This is a genomic window from Lewinellaceae bacterium (assembly GCA_020636105.1).
In the GTDB taxonomy this organism is placed as follows: Bacteria; Bacteroidota; Bacteroidia; order Chitinophagales; family Saprospiraceae; genus BCD1.
Map to the genome: position 1 here is coordinate 1,617,605 of JACJYL010000001.1, position 17,445 is coordinate 1,635,049.

15 protein-coding genes are annotated in these 17,445 nt (G+C 43.6%); 11 read left to right on the plus strand and 4 right to left on the minus strand.

Annotation, left to right across the window (positions count from 1 at the left end; genetic code table 11):
* Positions 1-38: 38 nt before the first annotated feature.
* From leuD to leuB, 3 genes are all read left to right on the plus strand, one after another.
* Positions 39-629, plus strand: a complete 591-nt coding sequence (gene leuD / locus H6571_05965; GenBank protein ID MCB9323271.1) for a 3-isopropylmalate dehydratase small subunit — start codon at positions 39-41, stop codon at positions 627-629.
* A gap of 41 nt (positions 630-670) precedes the next feature.
* Positions 671-1,048 carry a GxxExxY protein gene (locus H6571_05970; protein MCB9323272.1) on the plus strand — a complete coding sequence of 126 codons (378 nt, stop codon included), beginning with the start codon at positions 671-673 and terminating at the stop codon, positions 1,046-1,048.
* 463 nt (positions 1,049-1,511) lie between these two features.
* Positions 1,512-2,564 (plus strand): 3-isopropylmalate dehydrogenase, encoded by a 1,053-nt coding sequence (gene leuB / locus H6571_05975; GenBank protein MCB9323273.1) that lies wholly within the window; start codon positions 1,512-1,514, stop codon positions 2,562-2,564.
* Positions 2,565-2,594: 30 nt separating this feature from the next.
* On the opposite strand, the gene H6571_05980 is transcribed toward leuB, so the two are convergent.
* Positions 2,595-3,428, minus strand: coding sequence for a hypothetical protein (locus tag H6571_05980; protein MCB9323274.1), 834 nt, complete (start codon positions 3,426-3,428; stop codon positions 2,595-2,597).
* A 129-nt stretch (positions 3,429-3,557) separates the two neighbouring features.
* Here H6571_05980 and H6571_05985 point away from each other — a divergent pair, with 129 nt between their 5' ends.
* The 3 genes from H6571_05985 (at position 3,558) to H6571_05995 (ending at position 7,333) form a co-directional block, all read left to right on the plus strand.
* Positions 3,558-4,790 (plus strand): 1-acyl-sn-glycerol-3-phosphate acyltransferase, encoded by a 1,233-nt coding sequence (locus H6571_05985; protein MCB9323275.1) that lies wholly within the window; start codon positions 3,558-3,560, stop codon positions 4,788-4,790.
* 250 nt (positions 4,791-5,040) lie between these two features.
* Complete coding sequence (locus H6571_05990; GenBank protein MCB9323276.1) at positions 5,041-6,447, plus strand: RtcB family protein; 1,407 nt, start codon at positions 5,041-5,043, stop codon at positions 6,445-6,447.
* Positions 6,448-6,613: 166 nt separating this feature from the next.
* On the plus strand, positions 6,614-7,333 hold the full coding sequence (locus tag H6571_05995) for a peptide chain release factor H (GenBank protein MCB9323277.1): 720 nt from the start codon (positions 6,614-6,616) through the stop codon (positions 7,331-7,333).
* Here H6571_05995 and H6571_06000 read toward each other — a convergent pair.
* Both H6571_06000 and H6571_06005 read right to left on the minus strand, forming a co-directional pair.
* Positions 7,308-7,562 carry a Txe/YoeB family addiction module toxin gene (locus H6571_06000; GenBank protein MCB9323278.1) on the minus strand — a complete coding sequence of 85 codons (255 nt, stop codon included), beginning with the start codon at positions 7,560-7,562 and terminating at the stop codon, positions 7,308-7,310. The genes H6571_05995 and H6571_06000 overlap by 26 nt on opposite strands.
* On the minus strand, positions 7,559-7,810 hold the full coding sequence (locus H6571_06005) for a type II toxin-antitoxin system Phd/YefM family antitoxin (GenBank protein MCB9323279.1): 252 nt from the start codon (positions 7,808-7,810) through the stop codon (positions 7,559-7,561). The genes H6571_06000 and H6571_06005 overlap by 4 nt, the downstream gene beginning before the upstream one ends.
* 231 nt (positions 7,811-8,041) lie before the next feature.
* On the opposite strand from H6571_06005, the gene H6571_06010 reads away from it, so the two are divergent.
* The 4 genes from H6571_06010 to H6571_06025 all read left to right on the plus strand — a co-directional run bounded on the left by H6571_06010 (position 8,042) and on the right by H6571_06025 (position 13,363).
* Positions 8,042-9,685: an AarF/ABC1/UbiB kinase family protein gene (locus H6571_06010; GenBank protein MCB9323280.1), complete on the plus strand. Its 1,644-nt coding sequence runs from the start codon at positions 8,042-8,044 to the stop codon at positions 9,683-9,685.
* 20 nt (positions 9,686-9,705) lie between these two features.
* Entirely contained in the window at positions 9,706-11,616 is a 1,911-nt protein-coding gene (locus H6571_06015; protein MCB9323281.1) for a RecQ family ATP-dependent DNA helicase, read from the plus strand.
* 58 nt (positions 11,617-11,674) lie between these two features.
* A complete protein-coding gene (locus H6571_06020; protein MCB9323282.1) occupies positions 11,675-12,040 on the plus strand; it encodes a hypothetical protein in 366 nt (121 codons plus the stop codon).
* Positions 12,041-12,424: 384 nt separating this feature from the next.
* On the plus strand, positions 12,425-13,363 hold the full coding sequence (locus H6571_06025; protein MCB9323283.1) for a septum formation inhibitor Maf: 939 nt from the start codon (positions 12,425-12,427) through the stop codon (positions 13,361-13,363).
* 366 nt (positions 13,364-13,729) lie between these two features.
* Here H6571_06025 and H6571_06030 read toward each other — a convergent pair whose 3' ends face one another.
* A complete protein-coding gene (locus H6571_06030; GenBank protein ID MCB9323284.1) occupies positions 13,730-14,614 on the minus strand; it encodes a DMT family transporter in 885 nt (294 codons plus the stop codon).
* A gap of 188 nt (positions 14,615-14,802) precedes the next feature.
* Here H6571_06030 and H6571_06035 point away from each other — a divergent pair, with 188 nt between their 5' ends.
* Complete coding sequence (locus H6571_06035) at positions 14,803-17,403, plus strand: T9SS type A sorting domain-containing protein (protein MCB9323285.1); 2,601 nt, start codon at positions 14,803-14,805, stop codon at positions 17,401-17,403.
* The last annotated feature ends 42 nt before the right edge of the window (positions 17,404-17,445 follow it).

Here is a 17,445-nt window from a genome sequence, read left to right on the forward strand (position 1 = left end):
AATACATTTTTAGAAAAATAATTGCCATTCCAAATTATATGGAAAAATTTATAAAATTAACCTCCCCGGCAGTACCATTGCCCGTTGAAGACATTGATACGGATCAGATCATTCCGGCCCGTTTTTTAAAAGCAACCACTCGTGAAGGATTTGGAAACAACCTCTTCATTGACTGGCGCCAGAAGTCAGACGGCAGTTCAAAAGAGGACTTTATATTAAATAATCCCCGGTACCACGGGAAAATCCTGGTGGCCGGCAAAAATTTCGGCTGCGGATCCAGCAGGGAACATGCCGCCTGGGCCATTTACGATTATGGTTTCAGAGTGGTCGTGTCCAGCTTTTTTGCAGATATTTTCAAAGGCAATGCGTTGAATAACGGACTGCTTCCTGTCCAGGTATCCGATGAATTCCTGGATAAAATATTCAGTGCCATCGAAAAAGATCCGGATACCCAATTTGAAGTGGACCTGGTTAACCAGCATTTCACTATTATGACTACGGGGGAGCAAGCTACCTTTGAGATATCTGCCTATAAAAAAGACTGCATGATCAATGGCTTTGATGATATTGACTATCTTTTGAGCCTGAAAAAAGATATTGAAGCTTATGAACTAAAAAAGGCTATTTAGGGTTAGGTACTTTATTACTTAAACCCTAAAATTTTAAGCCCATGCATGAAAATGAAATTTCTTTTGGTATCAGAGGTGCTATTTTTGAGGTATATAATGCCTTGGGGCCCGGTTTGTTGGAATCCATTTATGAGGCAGCTTTAGTAAAGGAGCTAAAAAGCCGGGGAATCAACGTAGTACGACAAAAACCTATTCCTGTTTTTTACAAAGGTGAGGAATTGGGAATGGGTTTCAGATCAGACCTTTTCGTCGAAGATAAAGTCATTGTGGAAATAAAATCAGTTGAACAACTTCACAAGGTTTTCTTTAAAATTCTCCTGAGTTATTTGAGGCTATCCGACATAAAATTGGGTATTCTTGTAAATTTTAACGTGGATAAAATAGAAGATGGGATGCATAGAATGGTAAACAACCTATGATTCTTGCGCATACTTCTTTTATTTAATCATCCAATGGATTCCTTTGCAGATTTGAATTCCTGATGCGTATTTTTCGCGCTGACAACTAGGATCTACGAGGATTTGGGGTAGCTTCCTCTCTGCGATAATCTGCGAAATCTGCGTGCGTATGTCGCGCTGATACCGCTGATCTACGCGGATTTTGCGTAGCTTATTATCTGCGATAATCTGCGAAATCTGCGTGCGCATGTCGCGCTGATACCGCTGATCTACGCGGATTTGGGGTAGCTTAATCTCTGCGACAATCTGCGAAATCTGCGTGCGCACGTCGCGCTGATACCGCTGACCTACGCGGATTTTGCGTAGCTTATTATCTGCGATAATCTGCGAAATCTGCGTGCGTATGTCGCGCTGATACCGCTGATCTACGAGGATCGAATTTTTTTTCTATTAATTGCTCTGCAAAAAACTCAAAATACTTTTTATGAATTTAAAATTGGCAGTGCTTGCCGGAGACGGTATCGGCCCGGAAGTTACAAAACAGGCAATCAAGGTACTTGATGCCATTGGCAGGAAATTCGGACATCAATTTGAATATACGGAAGCTCCTGTCGGAGCGACGGCTATCGATCAAACAGGGAATCCCTTGCCCAAGGAAACACTCGACTTATGTCTCGCTTCCGATGCCATCCTTTTCGGGGCTATCGGACACCCCAAATACGATAACGACCCCAATGCCAAAGTACGCCCCGAACAGGGTCTCCTGGCTCTGAGAAAAGAGCTGGGATTGTTCGCCAACATACGCCCGGTAAGTGCCTACGATAATTTATTACATCTTTCTCCTTTACAAAAAGACCGTATTCAGGGAGTGGACATACTCATCCTGAGGGAACTCACAGGAGGTATCTATTTTGGTGAAAAAGGACGAAAAAATGATGGAAAAACAGCTTACGATGTTTGTACTTACCACGAATTTGAGATCGAGCGTATTGCCAAACTGGCCTTCGAATATGCCTTGCAAAGAAGAAAAAAAGTGACCCTGGTCGACAAAGCCAATGTACTGGAAACTTCCCGCCTCTGGCGCGATAAAGTCGGCAAAATGGCCGCTGATTACCCGGAAGTGACCCTGGACTTCATGTTTGTCGATAATGCCGCCATGCAGCTCATCCAACATCCCAACCATTTTGATGTCATGCTCACCAGCAATATGTTTGGAGACATTTTATCAGATGAAGCCAGCGTGATCGCCGGATCTATGGGACTATTGCCCTCAGCTTCCATCGGGGTACACACCTCCATGTTCGAACCCATTCACGGCTCTTACCCCCAGGCAACAGGGAAAGATATTGCCAACCCAATGGCGGCTATTCTTTCGGCAGGAATGCTGCTGGACGCATTTAATCTGACCGTTGAAGGGGATGCCATCAGAACAGCCGTCCGTGAAATCCTGGAAGCGGGCATCGGAACAGAGGAACTGCACCCAGAAAAGGTTTGCGGTTGTGAAGAAATCGGCGATCTGATCGCAGCTAAAATATAACTAATAGAAGGGCCGTTTTACGGCCTTTTCTTATTGTCGTTCCCGGGTATCTTCAAGATCACTGGCTGGTTCATCTGCTTCGGCCAGCATGTCAAAAGTCGGTTTTTGAACCTCATACATGGCCAGGGTTGCAGCAACTCCGCCAAAAATTGGCGCAATAATTGATCCTGCGACAGGGATCAACATCAAAAGATATGCAACGCCGCCAATGGCAATGGATACTCCTGCAAATTGACGGGTCAGTTTTTCGCTTTCTTTGATCTTCAATTTTAAAATTTCATTATAATTATCAATGAAAACAAAACCCAGGAAATAGGCCTGAACCACCAACACCAATAAGACTTTAAAAAATTCCAGATTAAGAATACCAAGTACGACTCCTATCAGCACAGAAAAAACGGTCTCCATAAAATAACTTATCACAACCACCTTGATCATCCTGATCTCGGCCGCAACAAACCCTTTATAAGTGGCTTTTATCTCCTGCCCTGTTTTTATTTCCAGGGTGCGTCGGACAAAATGAAAAATAATGATCTCGAAGAAAATCAGCACAAGGTATTTCATCCCGCCAAAAAAGAGCAGGTTATAACTTTCCTTTGCCACATCTTTCACCATACTCATCGTGGTGGTCAGTCCCATCTGGGTAATGCCCTGGGACTGAACCGCATTCTGCATCATATTCAAAATCTTCATCCCCAGAACCAACCCGATTATAACGAGCAAGATAATGATGGCTTTATACCGGGTCATACCTTCCCATAAACGGTTCGCCCGAATAAACTCATAGGCTCTTTTATACGAAAATAATCCGAGGAATAAATCTCTGACAAAGGTGGAACGATGTGGTTTGTCTTCACTCTTCATTGTATGGGTTTCTGAATGAAAATTAAAATAAAATTGCCATTTTTTATGGTAAAATAAAAGTCCCGGAGCGCTCAAAGTACGTTTCCTTGAACAAAATTTTTAGCTTTGCGAGCACACACGTTACTTATCATGAGGCAAAACGAATACAGGATCAGGAAACGCTACCGGCTATTAGTAGATGTGGGGCTTTTTATTTTCAATAAAATATTCAGGGTCAATGGCCATCTAAGTGAGGAGGTAAAAAAGCTCGACGGGCCATATTTGTTACTATCAAACCATATTGGCACTTATGATCCGTTTATCATCAGTTATTTCCTGAAGAAGAAGCCCCATTTTATCTCCTCGGATGCCATCTTTCGGGATCCGTTTTTCGGCTACTTTCTGAAACGTTTAGGGGTCATTCCGAAGAAAAAAAATGTGCGCGACACCCAGGTGATCAGGGATATGGTTGCTGTGGCAAATGCTGGCGGCGCTCTGGGATTATTTCCTGAAGGCACCAGGAGCTGGACGGGCACAACCCTTCATATAGAACCCTCCATTGCCAAACTGGTTAAATTGCTGGAACTGCCCGTAGTGACGGCCAAAATGAAAGGAATGCATCTCACCAATCCCAGGTGGGCCTTTAAACTCCGAAAATCTGCCATCCAAATCGATTATTCCCTGACCTTATCGAAAGATGACATCCTGAAAGCTTCCTCCCCGGAAGTGCTGGAAAAAATCAGAGCCGCTATTTTTCATGACGAAGTGGAGTATCAAAGGGATAAATGCAACAAAATTCGTGGCAATTCCCGCGCAGAATACCTGAGTTACGTACTTTTCCACTGTCCGGCCTGCAAAAGTATCGGTAAAATCGAATCCACAGGCAATGATTTTGTTTGTACCGCCTGTGGACAAAAACACCATGTGAATCCCTTTGGCTTTTTTGAAAAAACGGAAGGTAAAGGCGATTCTTTTGACAATATCCGCGATTGGTTTGATTGGCAAAGAACCACCTTTGAAAATTTTATACAGGAGCAGTTTCGCAGAAAGACGTATGCGCCCTTGTTTACAGATGAATCTATGGAAGTGTACCGGGCAAACCACGAAAAAATGGAACACCTTGGGTCCGCTACGATCAGTTTTTATATCAACCGGCTGCTCATACGTTTTGAGAACGGAAAACAAATGGAAATGCCCATCGAACATATTCAGACCCTTAATCCTCAGCTTCGGGAAAGGATAGAGATTATTTTCAAAGACCATCATTACCGCATCACCAGCCATAAGCCCGGTATTTCGGGACTTAAATGGGAAATCGCCGTCAATGCCATCTGGCAATTAACCGGCCAGGGCTTTAAACAATCTACCTATCTCGTCAGATAACTTCACTTTTTTTTCAAACAATGGAACTTTATTAAATCGCTTGTGGTTAAGGCAGCAAAGAATACTATTATGCGTGTCCTGAAATTACATATCGCCTAACCGACCGGAAAATTCTTTTATCTCATTCCGGTCCATTTTCGATAGCATGTACTTGCTGTCGGCATTTTCCTATTCAATTAATTATTGTTGAAACCTTTACGGTCTCTCTGCGTGAGTGGTCGAAATGGATTTAGCTGAACATATGTATATAATGGACAATTCAAAATTAAAAGGTAAAGACCTTAATAAAATAAATTTCACTTCAGACCAGGCGAAAAGTATGGCCATCGATATTATGAGCAAATACTTTAAGCACACAGACAAGGAGGAGAAATTAACCCTTCTGGAACAGGTATTTATCAACCCTGAAGCCTACCTGGAGCATCCGCAACTTTCCAGGTTAGCCAAAGTTTTGTTTGAGTCACCGGAGGAACCCCAGGGAACCTCCTACGCACTGAATGCCTTACCGGAAGACTATAAGATTTTTGGGAAGCAATTCATCACTGAAAATACCATCAAACAAATGGACACAGCGATGCGCCTTCCCATTACCGTCAAAGGAGCATTGATGCCGGATGCGCATTCCGGGTATGGACTACCGATCGGCGGAGTGCTGGCGACAGAAAATGCGGTCATTCCCTTTGGAGTCGGATTGGATATTGGTTGCCGGATGTCTTTGAGCCTCTACGATGTACCTGCAGATTTCATTAAACACAATCACTACCAGGTTAAGATCGCTTTAAAGGAACAGACGCACTTTGGTATTGGCACCAAACAAGATACCTATGAAGCGCATGAAGTGTTGGACAGGCCGGAATTCAGGGAGATTGGTATCCTGAAGAAACTGCATGGCAAGGCAAAATCGCAGATCGGGACTTCGGGCTCAGGCAATCATTTTGTTGAAGTGGGCGTAGTGGAACTTGATGAACAAAACAAATTCCAGATGCCTGCAGGGCAATATGTTGGTATCCTGGCGCATTCAGGTTCGAGGGGACTGGGTGCTGGGATTGCTAACCATTATACCAGTATTGCTATTGAAAAGTGCTGGCTGCCCCAGGGTGCAAAGCACCTTGCATGGCTCGACCTGGATTCCGAAGAAGGGCAGGAATACTGGCTGGCGATGAACCTCGCAGGAGATTACGCCAAAGCCTGTCACGATGTGATCCATCGAAAAATGGCCAAAGCATTGGGCATTCGTCCGGTAGCAAAAGTGGAAAACCACCACAATTTTGCCTGGAAGGAAAAACAGCCGGATGGACGGGAGCTGATTGTTCACCGCAAAGGAGCTACCCCCGCACAGGAGGGCGTTTTGGGAATCATCCCCGCCAATATGTGCGACCCGGGCTATATTGTTTCCGGAAAAGGGAATGATTTTTCATTGAACTCCGCTTCCCATGGAGCGGGAAGGAAAATGAGCCGAAATATGGTCAAGCAATCCATAACGGGGAGCGAGGTGCAAAAACAGTTGCGACAAATGGGAATTACGCTAATCGGCGGCGGTATCGATGAAGCGCCCCTGGCTTATAAGAACATGGAAGAAGTGATGAACAGCCAAAAGGATCTGGTAAAGATCGAAGGCACCTTTTATCCGAAAATCGTAAGAATGGATCGTGGGTAAGGGCTGGTTGCCCACTCGTTGCTTACTGGTTGGCTTGTTACTGGTTGCTTGAGGTGACATCTTCGCCGGGCAGGCCTCGTGGGGTGAAAAAGGTGTCATCTCGTTGCCCAATGGACTTAACTTTAAAAACAACGGGATTATAATAATCCTCAAAAAGATTAAAACAATGGAAAAAATAATTCAAATATCATCTGGAAAAGGGCCCGAAGAGTGTCAATGGGTCGTGGCAAAAGTGCTGAAGATGTTCCTTGCAGAAGCGAGGGACAAGGGGCTGACCTGTACCGTTTTACAACGCGAGGAAGGTGTTTTGAACAACACCTTAAAATCGGCGACTGTCCAGCTGGAAGGTCCTGAAACCGGGAATTACTTAAAACTTTGGAAAGGCACCGTTCAGTGGGTCGGGCAAAGTGAATTCCGGAAACAGCACAAACGTAAAAACTGGTTCATCGGTATTTATGAACTGGACCTCTCCAGCGAAAAATTTGACCTTGCAGACAAGGATTTCAAATACGAACCTACCCGTTCCGGAGGGCCCGGCGGACAGCATGTAAACAAAGTAAGCACAGCCATCCGGGCCATACATTTGCCCACAGGCCTGGCCGTGTTGGCATCGGACAGCCGCTCGCAAATGCAGAACAAAAAAATGGCAAAAGAAAGGCTGATCAATATGCTCAAAGCCCGGCAGTTCCAGGAGAAAAAGGCAAGTGCACGGTCACAATGGCAAAATCACTTTGAACTGGAGAGAGGCAACCCGGTACGAATTTTAAAAGGCAGCGATTTTAAATCTGAGTTTGTTAGCAAAAGTTATAAATCTGAGCGACTGAAAAATAAAAAAATAATAGCGACCAAATTATTTAAGGTCAATAATGAAACCGACATGAAATAATGAGCAGGGAATCCTCCTCATAAGAATACACCAATCTATGTTCACTATCAATTCGTCTGGACCAAAAACCCTGTAATTCATGTTTCAATGGCTCTGGGTTACCCAATCCTTCAAATGGATCTCTAAGGGTGGCTTTTACCAGATCATTTATCCGTTTCAGCTTGTTTTTATCTTTTGACTGCCAGTAAAGATAATCTTTCCAGGCAGTCATGGTCCAGATTATTTTCATTCTTCAATAAGGTCTTGTTCTTTGGTTTTCCCGCTTTTAGCCTCATCTAAAGACTTCAGTAAAATCTCCCGGTTTTTTCCCGACAACAAATAATTCGTTTCCTTCAGGGAATTGTACTCTTCCAGAGAAATCAAAACCAAATCCTTATTATCTTTTCTTTTGATAATAACTTCTTCAACATCGTTGATTACTAAATCCAGCCATTTTTTCAGGTTCAACCTTAAATCGGTATAATTGACAATTTTCATTTATTCATCATTTTAAATGGAGTGATTGCTAAATTTTCAAAAAATCGTAACCACTTGGTTTCTGTTCAGCCTCAGGCAAGATTAAAACATTTTTATTTTTATAAAGTTATTAAAAAAGTACGTAAAAAAGGCTTTTTTTGATAACTTTTAATAATAAATTATTATCCTTTTGGTAAACTAACTCGCACGTTTTAATGATAATGGACTAAATTTATCCTCAAATAGTAAACCATGCAACACCGAAAACGAGCCCGGAAAGCCTATTTCCTAACCATTGGCATTCTTTTGAGATACTTATGGCTGTTTTTGGTCAGTAAGATTGTCGGACAAAAGTACTGGGACAAAAGAGTAGAAAAGCTCCACCATTATGCTGCAGGTAAAATAAAAACCGGCCTGCTTGAACTCAATGGACTATTCATCAAAGTGGGGCAACTCATCTCCATCCTTTCGAATGTATTGCCCGAGGCTTTCCGGGAACCCCTGGAGTCCTTGCAGGATCAATTACCCCCAAGAAATTTCGATGAAATCAAACAGACCATAGCGGCCGAATTCGGACAACCGGTGGAAAACATTTTCAAAAATATCGAAGCCACGCCTCTGGCCTGTGCCTCCATCGGACAAACCCACCGCGCCACCCTTAAAGAGGGCACAGAAGTGGTCGTTAAAGTCCAACACAAAGACATCGAACAAATCGCCAAAACAGATCTTTCGGTCATCCAAAACCTGGTGCGGCTGATCACGCGTTTTTTTTCTATTGGCGGGATGGAATATATGTATACCCAGGTTCGTAAGATGATTGATGAGGAACTCGATTACGCTATGGAAGCCCGGTCGATGATGATCATTGCAGAAAATCTTGAAGAAGAAGATCGCGTGCACGTGCCTAAGGTTTTTGAGGAGTACAGCACCAAGAAAGTCATTACCAGTGCTTATGTGGATGGAGTCAAAATATCCAATACCAAACAGCTGGATCTATGGCATATCGATAGAAAAGACCTGGCAGAGAGGTTTTTGAGGTTGTATTGCAAAATGATTTTTGAAACCGATGTTTTCCATGCAGACCCCCATCCCGGCAATATTTTCATTACCCAAAACGGAGACATCTGCCTGCTTGATTTTGGAGCAGTCACCCGGCTGAGCCCCGAAATGAAAACAGGTCTGCCTGAAATGGCCATCGCCTTCACCAAAAACGATACGGAGGGCATCGTAAACGCTATGAAAAAGATGGGGTTTGTAGGGTCAGGAAAAGAAGCCCAAAAACTGGCAGAGAAACTCATTGAGATCGGTCAGCATTTTCTTCAGCATGAAATACAAATTGACAGCCTTAACCTGGAAGGCATTAAAATCGATCCACATTCCCATATCATTAGCAAATTGCTCAGCGCCATAAATTTCAGAGAAATTTCCCATACCTTCCAGGTCCCCAAAGACTGGATATTATTGCAGCGTGTCATGCTGCTGGTACTTGGCATCAGCAACGAACTCGACCCAAAACTGAATCCACTTGATGTCGTTCAGCCTTATATCCGGAAAATCGTCCTGGGGCAAAAAGGCGGCTTTACCAATTTCATTCTCGAATCCATCAAAAGCCAGGCGGCTACCCTTCTGGCTATGCCTAACGATATAAAGAAAGCCCTCAAAAGAGTCAACAAAGATGGGATCGAGGTAAACTTCGAATCACTGGAGCATAGCAACAGACTTATTTCCAATGCGTTACAGCAACTGGTATTCGTGATTCTCACCATTGCCGGGGTATTTTTTGCCAACTATTACCAAACCCTCGGGCAGGTTTCTGCATTTAATATTTCAGTAGGAGGAGCCATTGTATTTTTTGTGTTATTTTTGAGACATTATCTGGTTAGAAAAAAACAATAACCGCTTAGGTAAATAATTGCATGCAAAACAGCCCGCACCACATACTCAAACAATACTGGGGTTACGATCAGTTCCGACCGTTGCAGGAGGAGATTATCATGTCGGTGCTGGAAGGAAAAGACACGCTGGCGCTATTGCCCACCGGTGGGGGAAAATCGATTTGTTTCCAGGTGCCTGCTTTGTGTAAAGAAGGTACCTGCCTGGTCATTTCACCTTTAATTGCCTTGATGAAAGACCAGGTCTCCAACCTCCGAAAAGTCGGTGTTTCTGCGGCGGCGATTTTTTCAGGAATGTCCTATAAGGATATTGATATTACCCTGGACAATGCGGCTCACGGGCATTACAAGTTTCTTTATGTGTCTCCGGAACGCCTGAAAACGGAACTCATGCAGGAACGGCTCAAACGCATGAACATAAACCTGCTTGCTGTCGATGAAGCCCACTGTATCTCCCAGTGGGGATATGATTTCCGGCCTTCGTACCTGGAGATCGCCAGCATCAGGGAGTGGGTACCTGACACCCCGGTCATCGCGCTTACCGCAACAGCAACCCTAGAAGTAGTAGAGGATATCCAGGAAAGACTGCTCTTCAAATCTAAAAATGTATTTGAACAAAGTTTCGAACGTAAAAACCTGGCCTATGCCGTTTTACAGGATGAAGGCAAAGAGGAAAAATTGTTGGACATCCTGAAAAAGGTACCCGGAACGGCCATCGTTTACGTCCGAAGCAGAAGGCGTACCAAGGAACTGGCCTGGGTTTTGGGACGAAATAAAATAAGCGCCGATTATTACCATGCCGGTTTGTCCCCTGAGGAAAGAGAAAAAAAACAGGAAGCGTGGAAAGAGGGCAAAACCCGTGTCATGATCAGCACCAATGCCTTTGGGATGGGGATCGACAAAGCCAATGTTCGGCTGGTGGTTCATACGGATTTACCGGAAAGTCTGGAAGCTTATTTCCAGGAAGCAGGCCGGGCCGGAAGGGATGGCCAAAAGGCTTATGCTGTATTATTGTACGATCAAAATGACCGGAAAAGGCTTGAAAAAAATTATAAAAATGCCTTCCCCCCCATTGCTGACGTTAAATCGGTTTACCAGGCACTGGGGAGCTATTTCCAGTTGGCCACTGGAGCCGGAGAAGGCAATAGTTACGATTTTGATGTCATCGATTTTTCCAAAAATTACCAGTTCGAGCCTTTGAAAACTTTTAATTGCCTTAAAATTCTCGAACAGTCAGGATGGATTGTTTTAACAGAGGCTATTTTTATCCCTTCTACCTTGAAGATACTCGTCTCCAAAGAAAAACTTTACGATTACCAGATCCGTAATCCTAAAATGGAGATCATTCTCAAGAGCATTTTACGATCCTACCAGGGGGCTTTTATGCATTTCATCAAGATCAGGGAAAAACAACTGGCAAAATTTCTCAAAATTCCTGTTGATGAATTGATCAAAGCGTTGGAATTATTACAACAGGAAAGCATCCTTCAATACAACCCCCAAAAAGATCAGCCCCAGATCATTTTCGTCCGTGAAAGGGCTAATACCGGCAACCTTGACATCGACCAAAAGCTGTACAATTTTAGAAAAAAGCAACATAAAAAGCGAATGGAAATTGCCATTCAATATGCTGAAAAACCTATTTGTCGAAGCAAACAACTGCTCGCATGGTTTGGACAAAAAGACGCTCATCAATGCGGTATCTGCGATGTTTGTACGGGGCGGACCAAAACGGATCTGGAGCAGGAAGATTTTGAAAGGTACAGGCAAAAAATTGAAATCATGCTGAACCGGGAACATCTTAGCCTGGAAGAGATTGTGGAATCTTTCAATCCCAGGAGAGAGGCGGCTGTTTTGAAATCCATAGAATACCTTATGGACGAGGGGTTTATTGAAAAAGATAACGGCAAACTCAAATGGAAGTTTTCGGATTGAAAATAATTATTTTAAAATTAAACCATTCATAATTAGTCATTTATAATAAATACCATCCATGTCAAAAGTTTCAAATTTCTTAATGATCATTTTTTTATCAATCATTTTCACGCATTGCACCAATGAAAACAAGGCCCAACTCCTAGGTGAATGGCAAGGATTGTCATGGGTTGTTGAAGGACAACAATCTTCCCGGAATGCCGAAGCAGTACAATTTTCTTTCCTGGAAAACGGTGAATATTCGGGTAGCTGGGGAGATAAAACAGAAAAAGGCGTTTTCAGCCTGGATGCCGATAAATTATTCACGACGGAGGAAGGAAAATTGAAAAAAATGGTCAAAATTGAATTCACAGGGTCAGATACCCTGGTTTTCCATATGAACAGAATGGGCACCGAGGAACAATTGATTTTAGTGAGAAAATAATGGTTTTTAAGTCATTTTGGGTTCCGTCACGGCACTTATATTTATTCATTTGAAGTGAGTAGCCAGGAAAAAGAATTCCCCGTTTCATTCAAATCTTAAAATAAAATCCTATATTTGTTATTATTTAAAATCATTCTAAATAAGGAAAATTTTTAAATGAATCTTTCGTCGGCCAATAAAACAACAGCAAATCACAAAAGCGGTGGGTTCTCCACCTTTTTTGAGCTACCTGTCGTGCAGGAAAAGAAAAAGAAAAAATGCTGTAAAAAGTATAAAGACGGTAAAAGGTGCAAAAAGTGCCCTAAAAAGGAATTGTAAAAACCTTTAGGGTTATCGGTTTGTTTAAATTTCTTATCATTGAACAACCATTCAAACTTTTCGACCATGAAAAATTTAATCCTTTGGGGATCCCTTCTTATTGCCATTATTGGTGTCCTCGCTTACACTAATTCCAATTCAAGCAACACGCCCGTTGTCAAGGTGGAAGAAACGGATCCCATAGCGACACAGGAAACATCTTCCGAATTCAACCAATACTGGTATGCAGGCGATGCTGAAATCACTTCTTATGAGCTCGAACAAGCCCGATATGGCGAAATGCATTCAGGAAAGGCCGTTTTGATCTTTGTGACCGAACCTTTTTCCCGAGACAAGCAAGTCAAAACCGATAATCCTGGCAAAACCGACGTTTCGGTAATGAAGCTGAATTTTACCAAAAATTTCAATACAGGGATTTATCCTTATTCAATGATGAACTCGAGCTTTGTCCCGGTAAAAGAAAAAAACGGCCATGCGCTCAAAATCACCAGCTCATCACAGGATTGGTGTGGTCATACTTACACCCAACTCAACGACAGAAACGGAAAATTCGAAATTGAATCCCATTCGTATTTTGAAGGAGAAGGTGATGAGTCCTTTACCTTGTCCAAAACGATACTCGAAGACGAATTATGGACCCGGATCAGGCTAAATCCGGAGGACCTGCCAGTTGGAGCACAGGAAGTGATCCCTTCTTTTTTCCACCTAAGATTACTGCACCAGGCCTTGAAACCTTATAGCGTTCGAATTGAAAAGAAATCCCTTGCCGATAATCAAACAGCGTATATATTAAAATATCCCGACCTCAACCGTCAGTTGAAAATAGTCTACAACAATACATTTCCCTACGAAATCACCGGTTGGGAAGAAACCTTTACCAGTGGATGGGGAGCCTCTGCCAAAACACTGACCACTAAAGCCACAAAGATAAAAACTATAAAGACTGATTATTGGACCAAACACAATAATGAAGACCTTCCACTCAGGGATGAACTTGGGTTATAGGTGTTTAATTTTTACCCGTTGTTTCAGTACTTAGACATAATGAAACGACAAAAATGGGAGACTAAATAATTTGGACAACTTCGAAGTTCAATATTCGATATTCTGCGGTTCTGGCTGGGCCCTGTCGGAACCGCAGAATATCGAACCTGCCTGCAGACGCAGGATGGCAGGTGCAGGAAATAAAAAAAACAAAGCTACAGGGCTTTCAGCCCTTTCTCATGGTCGTTTTTTGGTAAGGCCTAAAGGCCTGGGGTTCTTGAGGATATTTTACCCAGCGCTAAAGCACTGGGCAATCGAAATTTTATTAAAAGCGATTATTTTTGTTACACGGTACTAAATGATTCAAGGAGTGGTTTCAATCTTCCTTCAATCCCGGCTGAGATACAATCCGTAGAGGATCATTCCGGCACTAATAAAATGAAAAACAGATAAAGTTTCCCCATCCATCATACCCCACCCCATAGCGATCAGGGGAATGATATAGGCCACGGACGAGGCAAAAACAGGATTGGTCCAATGGACGAGCTGAAAGAACAAAAGAGAGGCCAGCACGGTCCCTGCAATGGCTAGTAACACTACGTAAAAAAAAGCTTCATAACCCTGCTCATTCACCGTAAGTACTTCGACAAAGTCGGTGGTAAAAAGGAAGAGCAGGGCCGGAAATCCTATCATTACAAACGACACGGCACTGATGGTCAGCGAACTCAGCTTACTGAGGTGGCTTCCTACGGTATTAACACTCGTGCCATAACAAATGGTGGCCAATACGGCGACTAAACTAAACCACATATTACTCCCCTGCAGTTCAGACGCGTTTCCGGCAAGGATGAGCACGGTTGCTCCCACAAGCCCGATAAACACCCCAACGAGTTTCATGAGGCGAAACTTTCTTCCAAAAAACATCAATCCCAGCAACAGGGTAAACAAAGGCGTGAGGGAGTTCAGCACCCCCGACACCGATGAACTGATATGCATTTGGGCAATGGGAAACAGAAAAGCCGGAATCCCGCTTCCGCAAAGGCCAACCAGGAGCAGCCATTTCCATTTGGACCAATCCACCCGACGGGCCTGAAGTAAAAAAAAAGGTAAAAAGACCAATGCGGAAACACCCAGCCTGATCGCTCCTACCTGATAGGGAGAATACACCGTCAATCCTTTTTTTATCAGGATAAAGGAACTGCCCCAAACCAGCCCCAGCAACCCGAGAGTAAACCAGTATTTCAGGCTCTTGATCTCCGTTATTTTTGTCATCTTGCTATCCAACGATGTAGTTTTTTTACGGGGCGAAGTTAAATAAAAAGACGGGGATTTTATCCCTCAAAAATTATTTGTACTTTGATGGCTGTTTTAGAAAAAATCGTTTCGGAAAACCCATTTGCCTTTAAAAATCGGACCCTTGGATTTCCCGAACCTGCTATTTACTTAATAAAAATTTAGTTATGAAAAAAAAACAACTTATGCTTTTCCTGGCTTTATTCGGATTTATGAGCAGCCAGGCCCAAATCACTTATGTCAAACATGACGCTACCGGGTCAAATAACGGAAGCTCCTGGTCCAATGCTTACACTGACCTCTCAGTCGCCCTGGGTACAGTAACCGCCGGAGAAATCTGGGTTGCGGCCGGCACCTACAAACCCGGCAGCGGTGCCATCGACACCTTTGCACGTTTTGACATTGGTTATGACATCAGTCTTTACGGCGGATTCGCCGGTAACGAAACGTCCCTGGCGGAACGGGACTACGAAAACAATGTCACCTACCTGGATGGAGACCTGGCCGGAGATGATGTGGACGGTGATTTTGATAATAACAAAAATGATAATGCCTTACACGTAGTATACGTGGACAGCCTTTTAAGCAACGTAATTGTTGACGGCTTCACCATCAGGGGGGGGCACAACAATGTGTTCAATGCCAATATCGACATTTATTTAAGAGGAGGAGGAGGGCTGTTTACCTACAGCCCGGTCACGGTAATGAATTGTAATTTCAGGCAAAACTTTTCAGCCGCCGGAGCCGCGATCATTACCAACGGAATATCTACCGGGGGATCAGTAATCTCCAATTGTATTTTTGAAGAAAACCTCGCCACAAGTTCCGCTGTTGTTTACTTGTTTAATCAAGCCAATACCACCGTGGAGTTTTGCGAATTCAATAACAATACGACCAACCGGGGCGCACTGTATCCTTCTTATTGCGCCAATATTGCCGTTTCGGATTGTATTTTTAATTCAAATGAAAACCCGTTTGGCTACTCCAGTGCCATGTGGAGCTGGCAAAATATCGGGCTTACCGTAACCAATTGTAACTTCACAGGAAATTCAGGAACCAACGCAGGGGCTATTTATGTGGATGGGCGTGAAAACGCAACGCCATTGGCTACAGATATTATTTTTTCCAATTGCAACTTTACAGATAATACCGCCAGCATTGGGGGAGCTGCCGGATGGGGAGGCGCTGCTCATTTTTGGAATACAGGTTTTACCCTGACAGGATGTACTTTTGAAGGCAATACAGCCCTCAATGCCGGAGCCGTTTACATTGATCAAAGAGATACAGATCCTTACCAGAACGATATTGCTATCATTGAAGATTGTAATTTTTATAATAACGGAGCCAGCCTCGGCGCTTCAGACTCTGGCCGTGGAGGAGCCCTTCGCTCCTGGAAAGCCAGCTTTACAGCCACTGGAACTACATTTGGCGGGAATACTGCCAATAGTGTCGGAGGGGCGTTTTATGGAGAAGGAATAGCCAAATCATATCATTTCGAAGATTGTGTGTTCGAACAAAATAGCGCTACCTGGAGCGGAGCTATGACCAATTACGGCGATTCCACTTTTGTGGACATCGTCGATTGCACTTTCCAGGGCAACATCGCAGAAAACGGCGGTGGAGCCATAAGCAACGGCTTCAAAACGGCTGCCACGATTACCGGGACGCTGTTCACTGAAAACAATGCCGGATGGGGAGGTGCCATTTTTAATCAGAACGACACTACAGCCCTTACTGTTACCAATTGTGAATTTTATGGCAACCTGGTTAACTCGACCGGTGGCGGTGTTTATTCCACTGGAAAAATAATCACCAATATTTCCAATTCTATCTTCGAAGGCAACCAGTCTGATTTTGGAGGAGGAATCGCAGTAGCCGAAGGCGACGCCGATGGAGGGGTACTGAATGTAACGGATTGCAAATTCAACCTCAACACAGCTACCCAGGGAGCAGGCATGAACATTTCTAATGTGGATGCCAATATTACCAGCAGTCTTTTCAGCACAAATATTGCCGATGACCCCGGGACGGGAGGAGCTATTTCAACCAATGCTACGGACAGTACTGACCTGGTGGTCAATATTACCAACTCTACTTTTGTTTTTAATTTTGGCAACCTTTCAGGAGGCATTGCTTCCTGGGAAGGTGGAGATGCCGCCAATTCGGTACTCAACCTTCAAAACAATATTTTCTACAACACCGGGTATAATAATTTTGCCATAGAAGATGGAAACCCTGAGATCGTATCCTTGGGTGGAAATATAAGTACTGACGAAACCTTGTCGCCCTACCTGACTCATGCACAGGATATTTCAGGAAATGGCAATAATCCTTTGTTTGTGGATGAAGATAATGAGGATTATCACCTCGCGGCAGGAAGCCCTTGTATCAATGCCGGCGTCAATGACGGAGCTCCGGAATTTGATCTCGACGGCAACCCAAGATTCGGAAATGTGGATATGGGTGCCTATGAATTCGATCCGACTTCTTCTGTAAAGGAAACGGTGGTCGACAATAACGGTCAATTGCGTGTTTCGCCCAATCCGGCGGTAAGCAATATGGAAGTTTCACTCGACAATGAGTGGAAAGGAATCCTTAAAATGACTATTGTTGATGCAAAAGGACAGGTAATCAGCAGTATGACCTCAGTGAAACTGGATGACCTGCAAAAGCAGACTATCGACGTTTCGAAACTTCCGGCAGGAAGTTATGAACTGATCGTTCATGACGGAACTCGTGTACTGACCACTACTTTTGTGAAACTTTAGGAAGGTCTGAATTACTTAAAACCAACTTCGTTAATCCTTGTT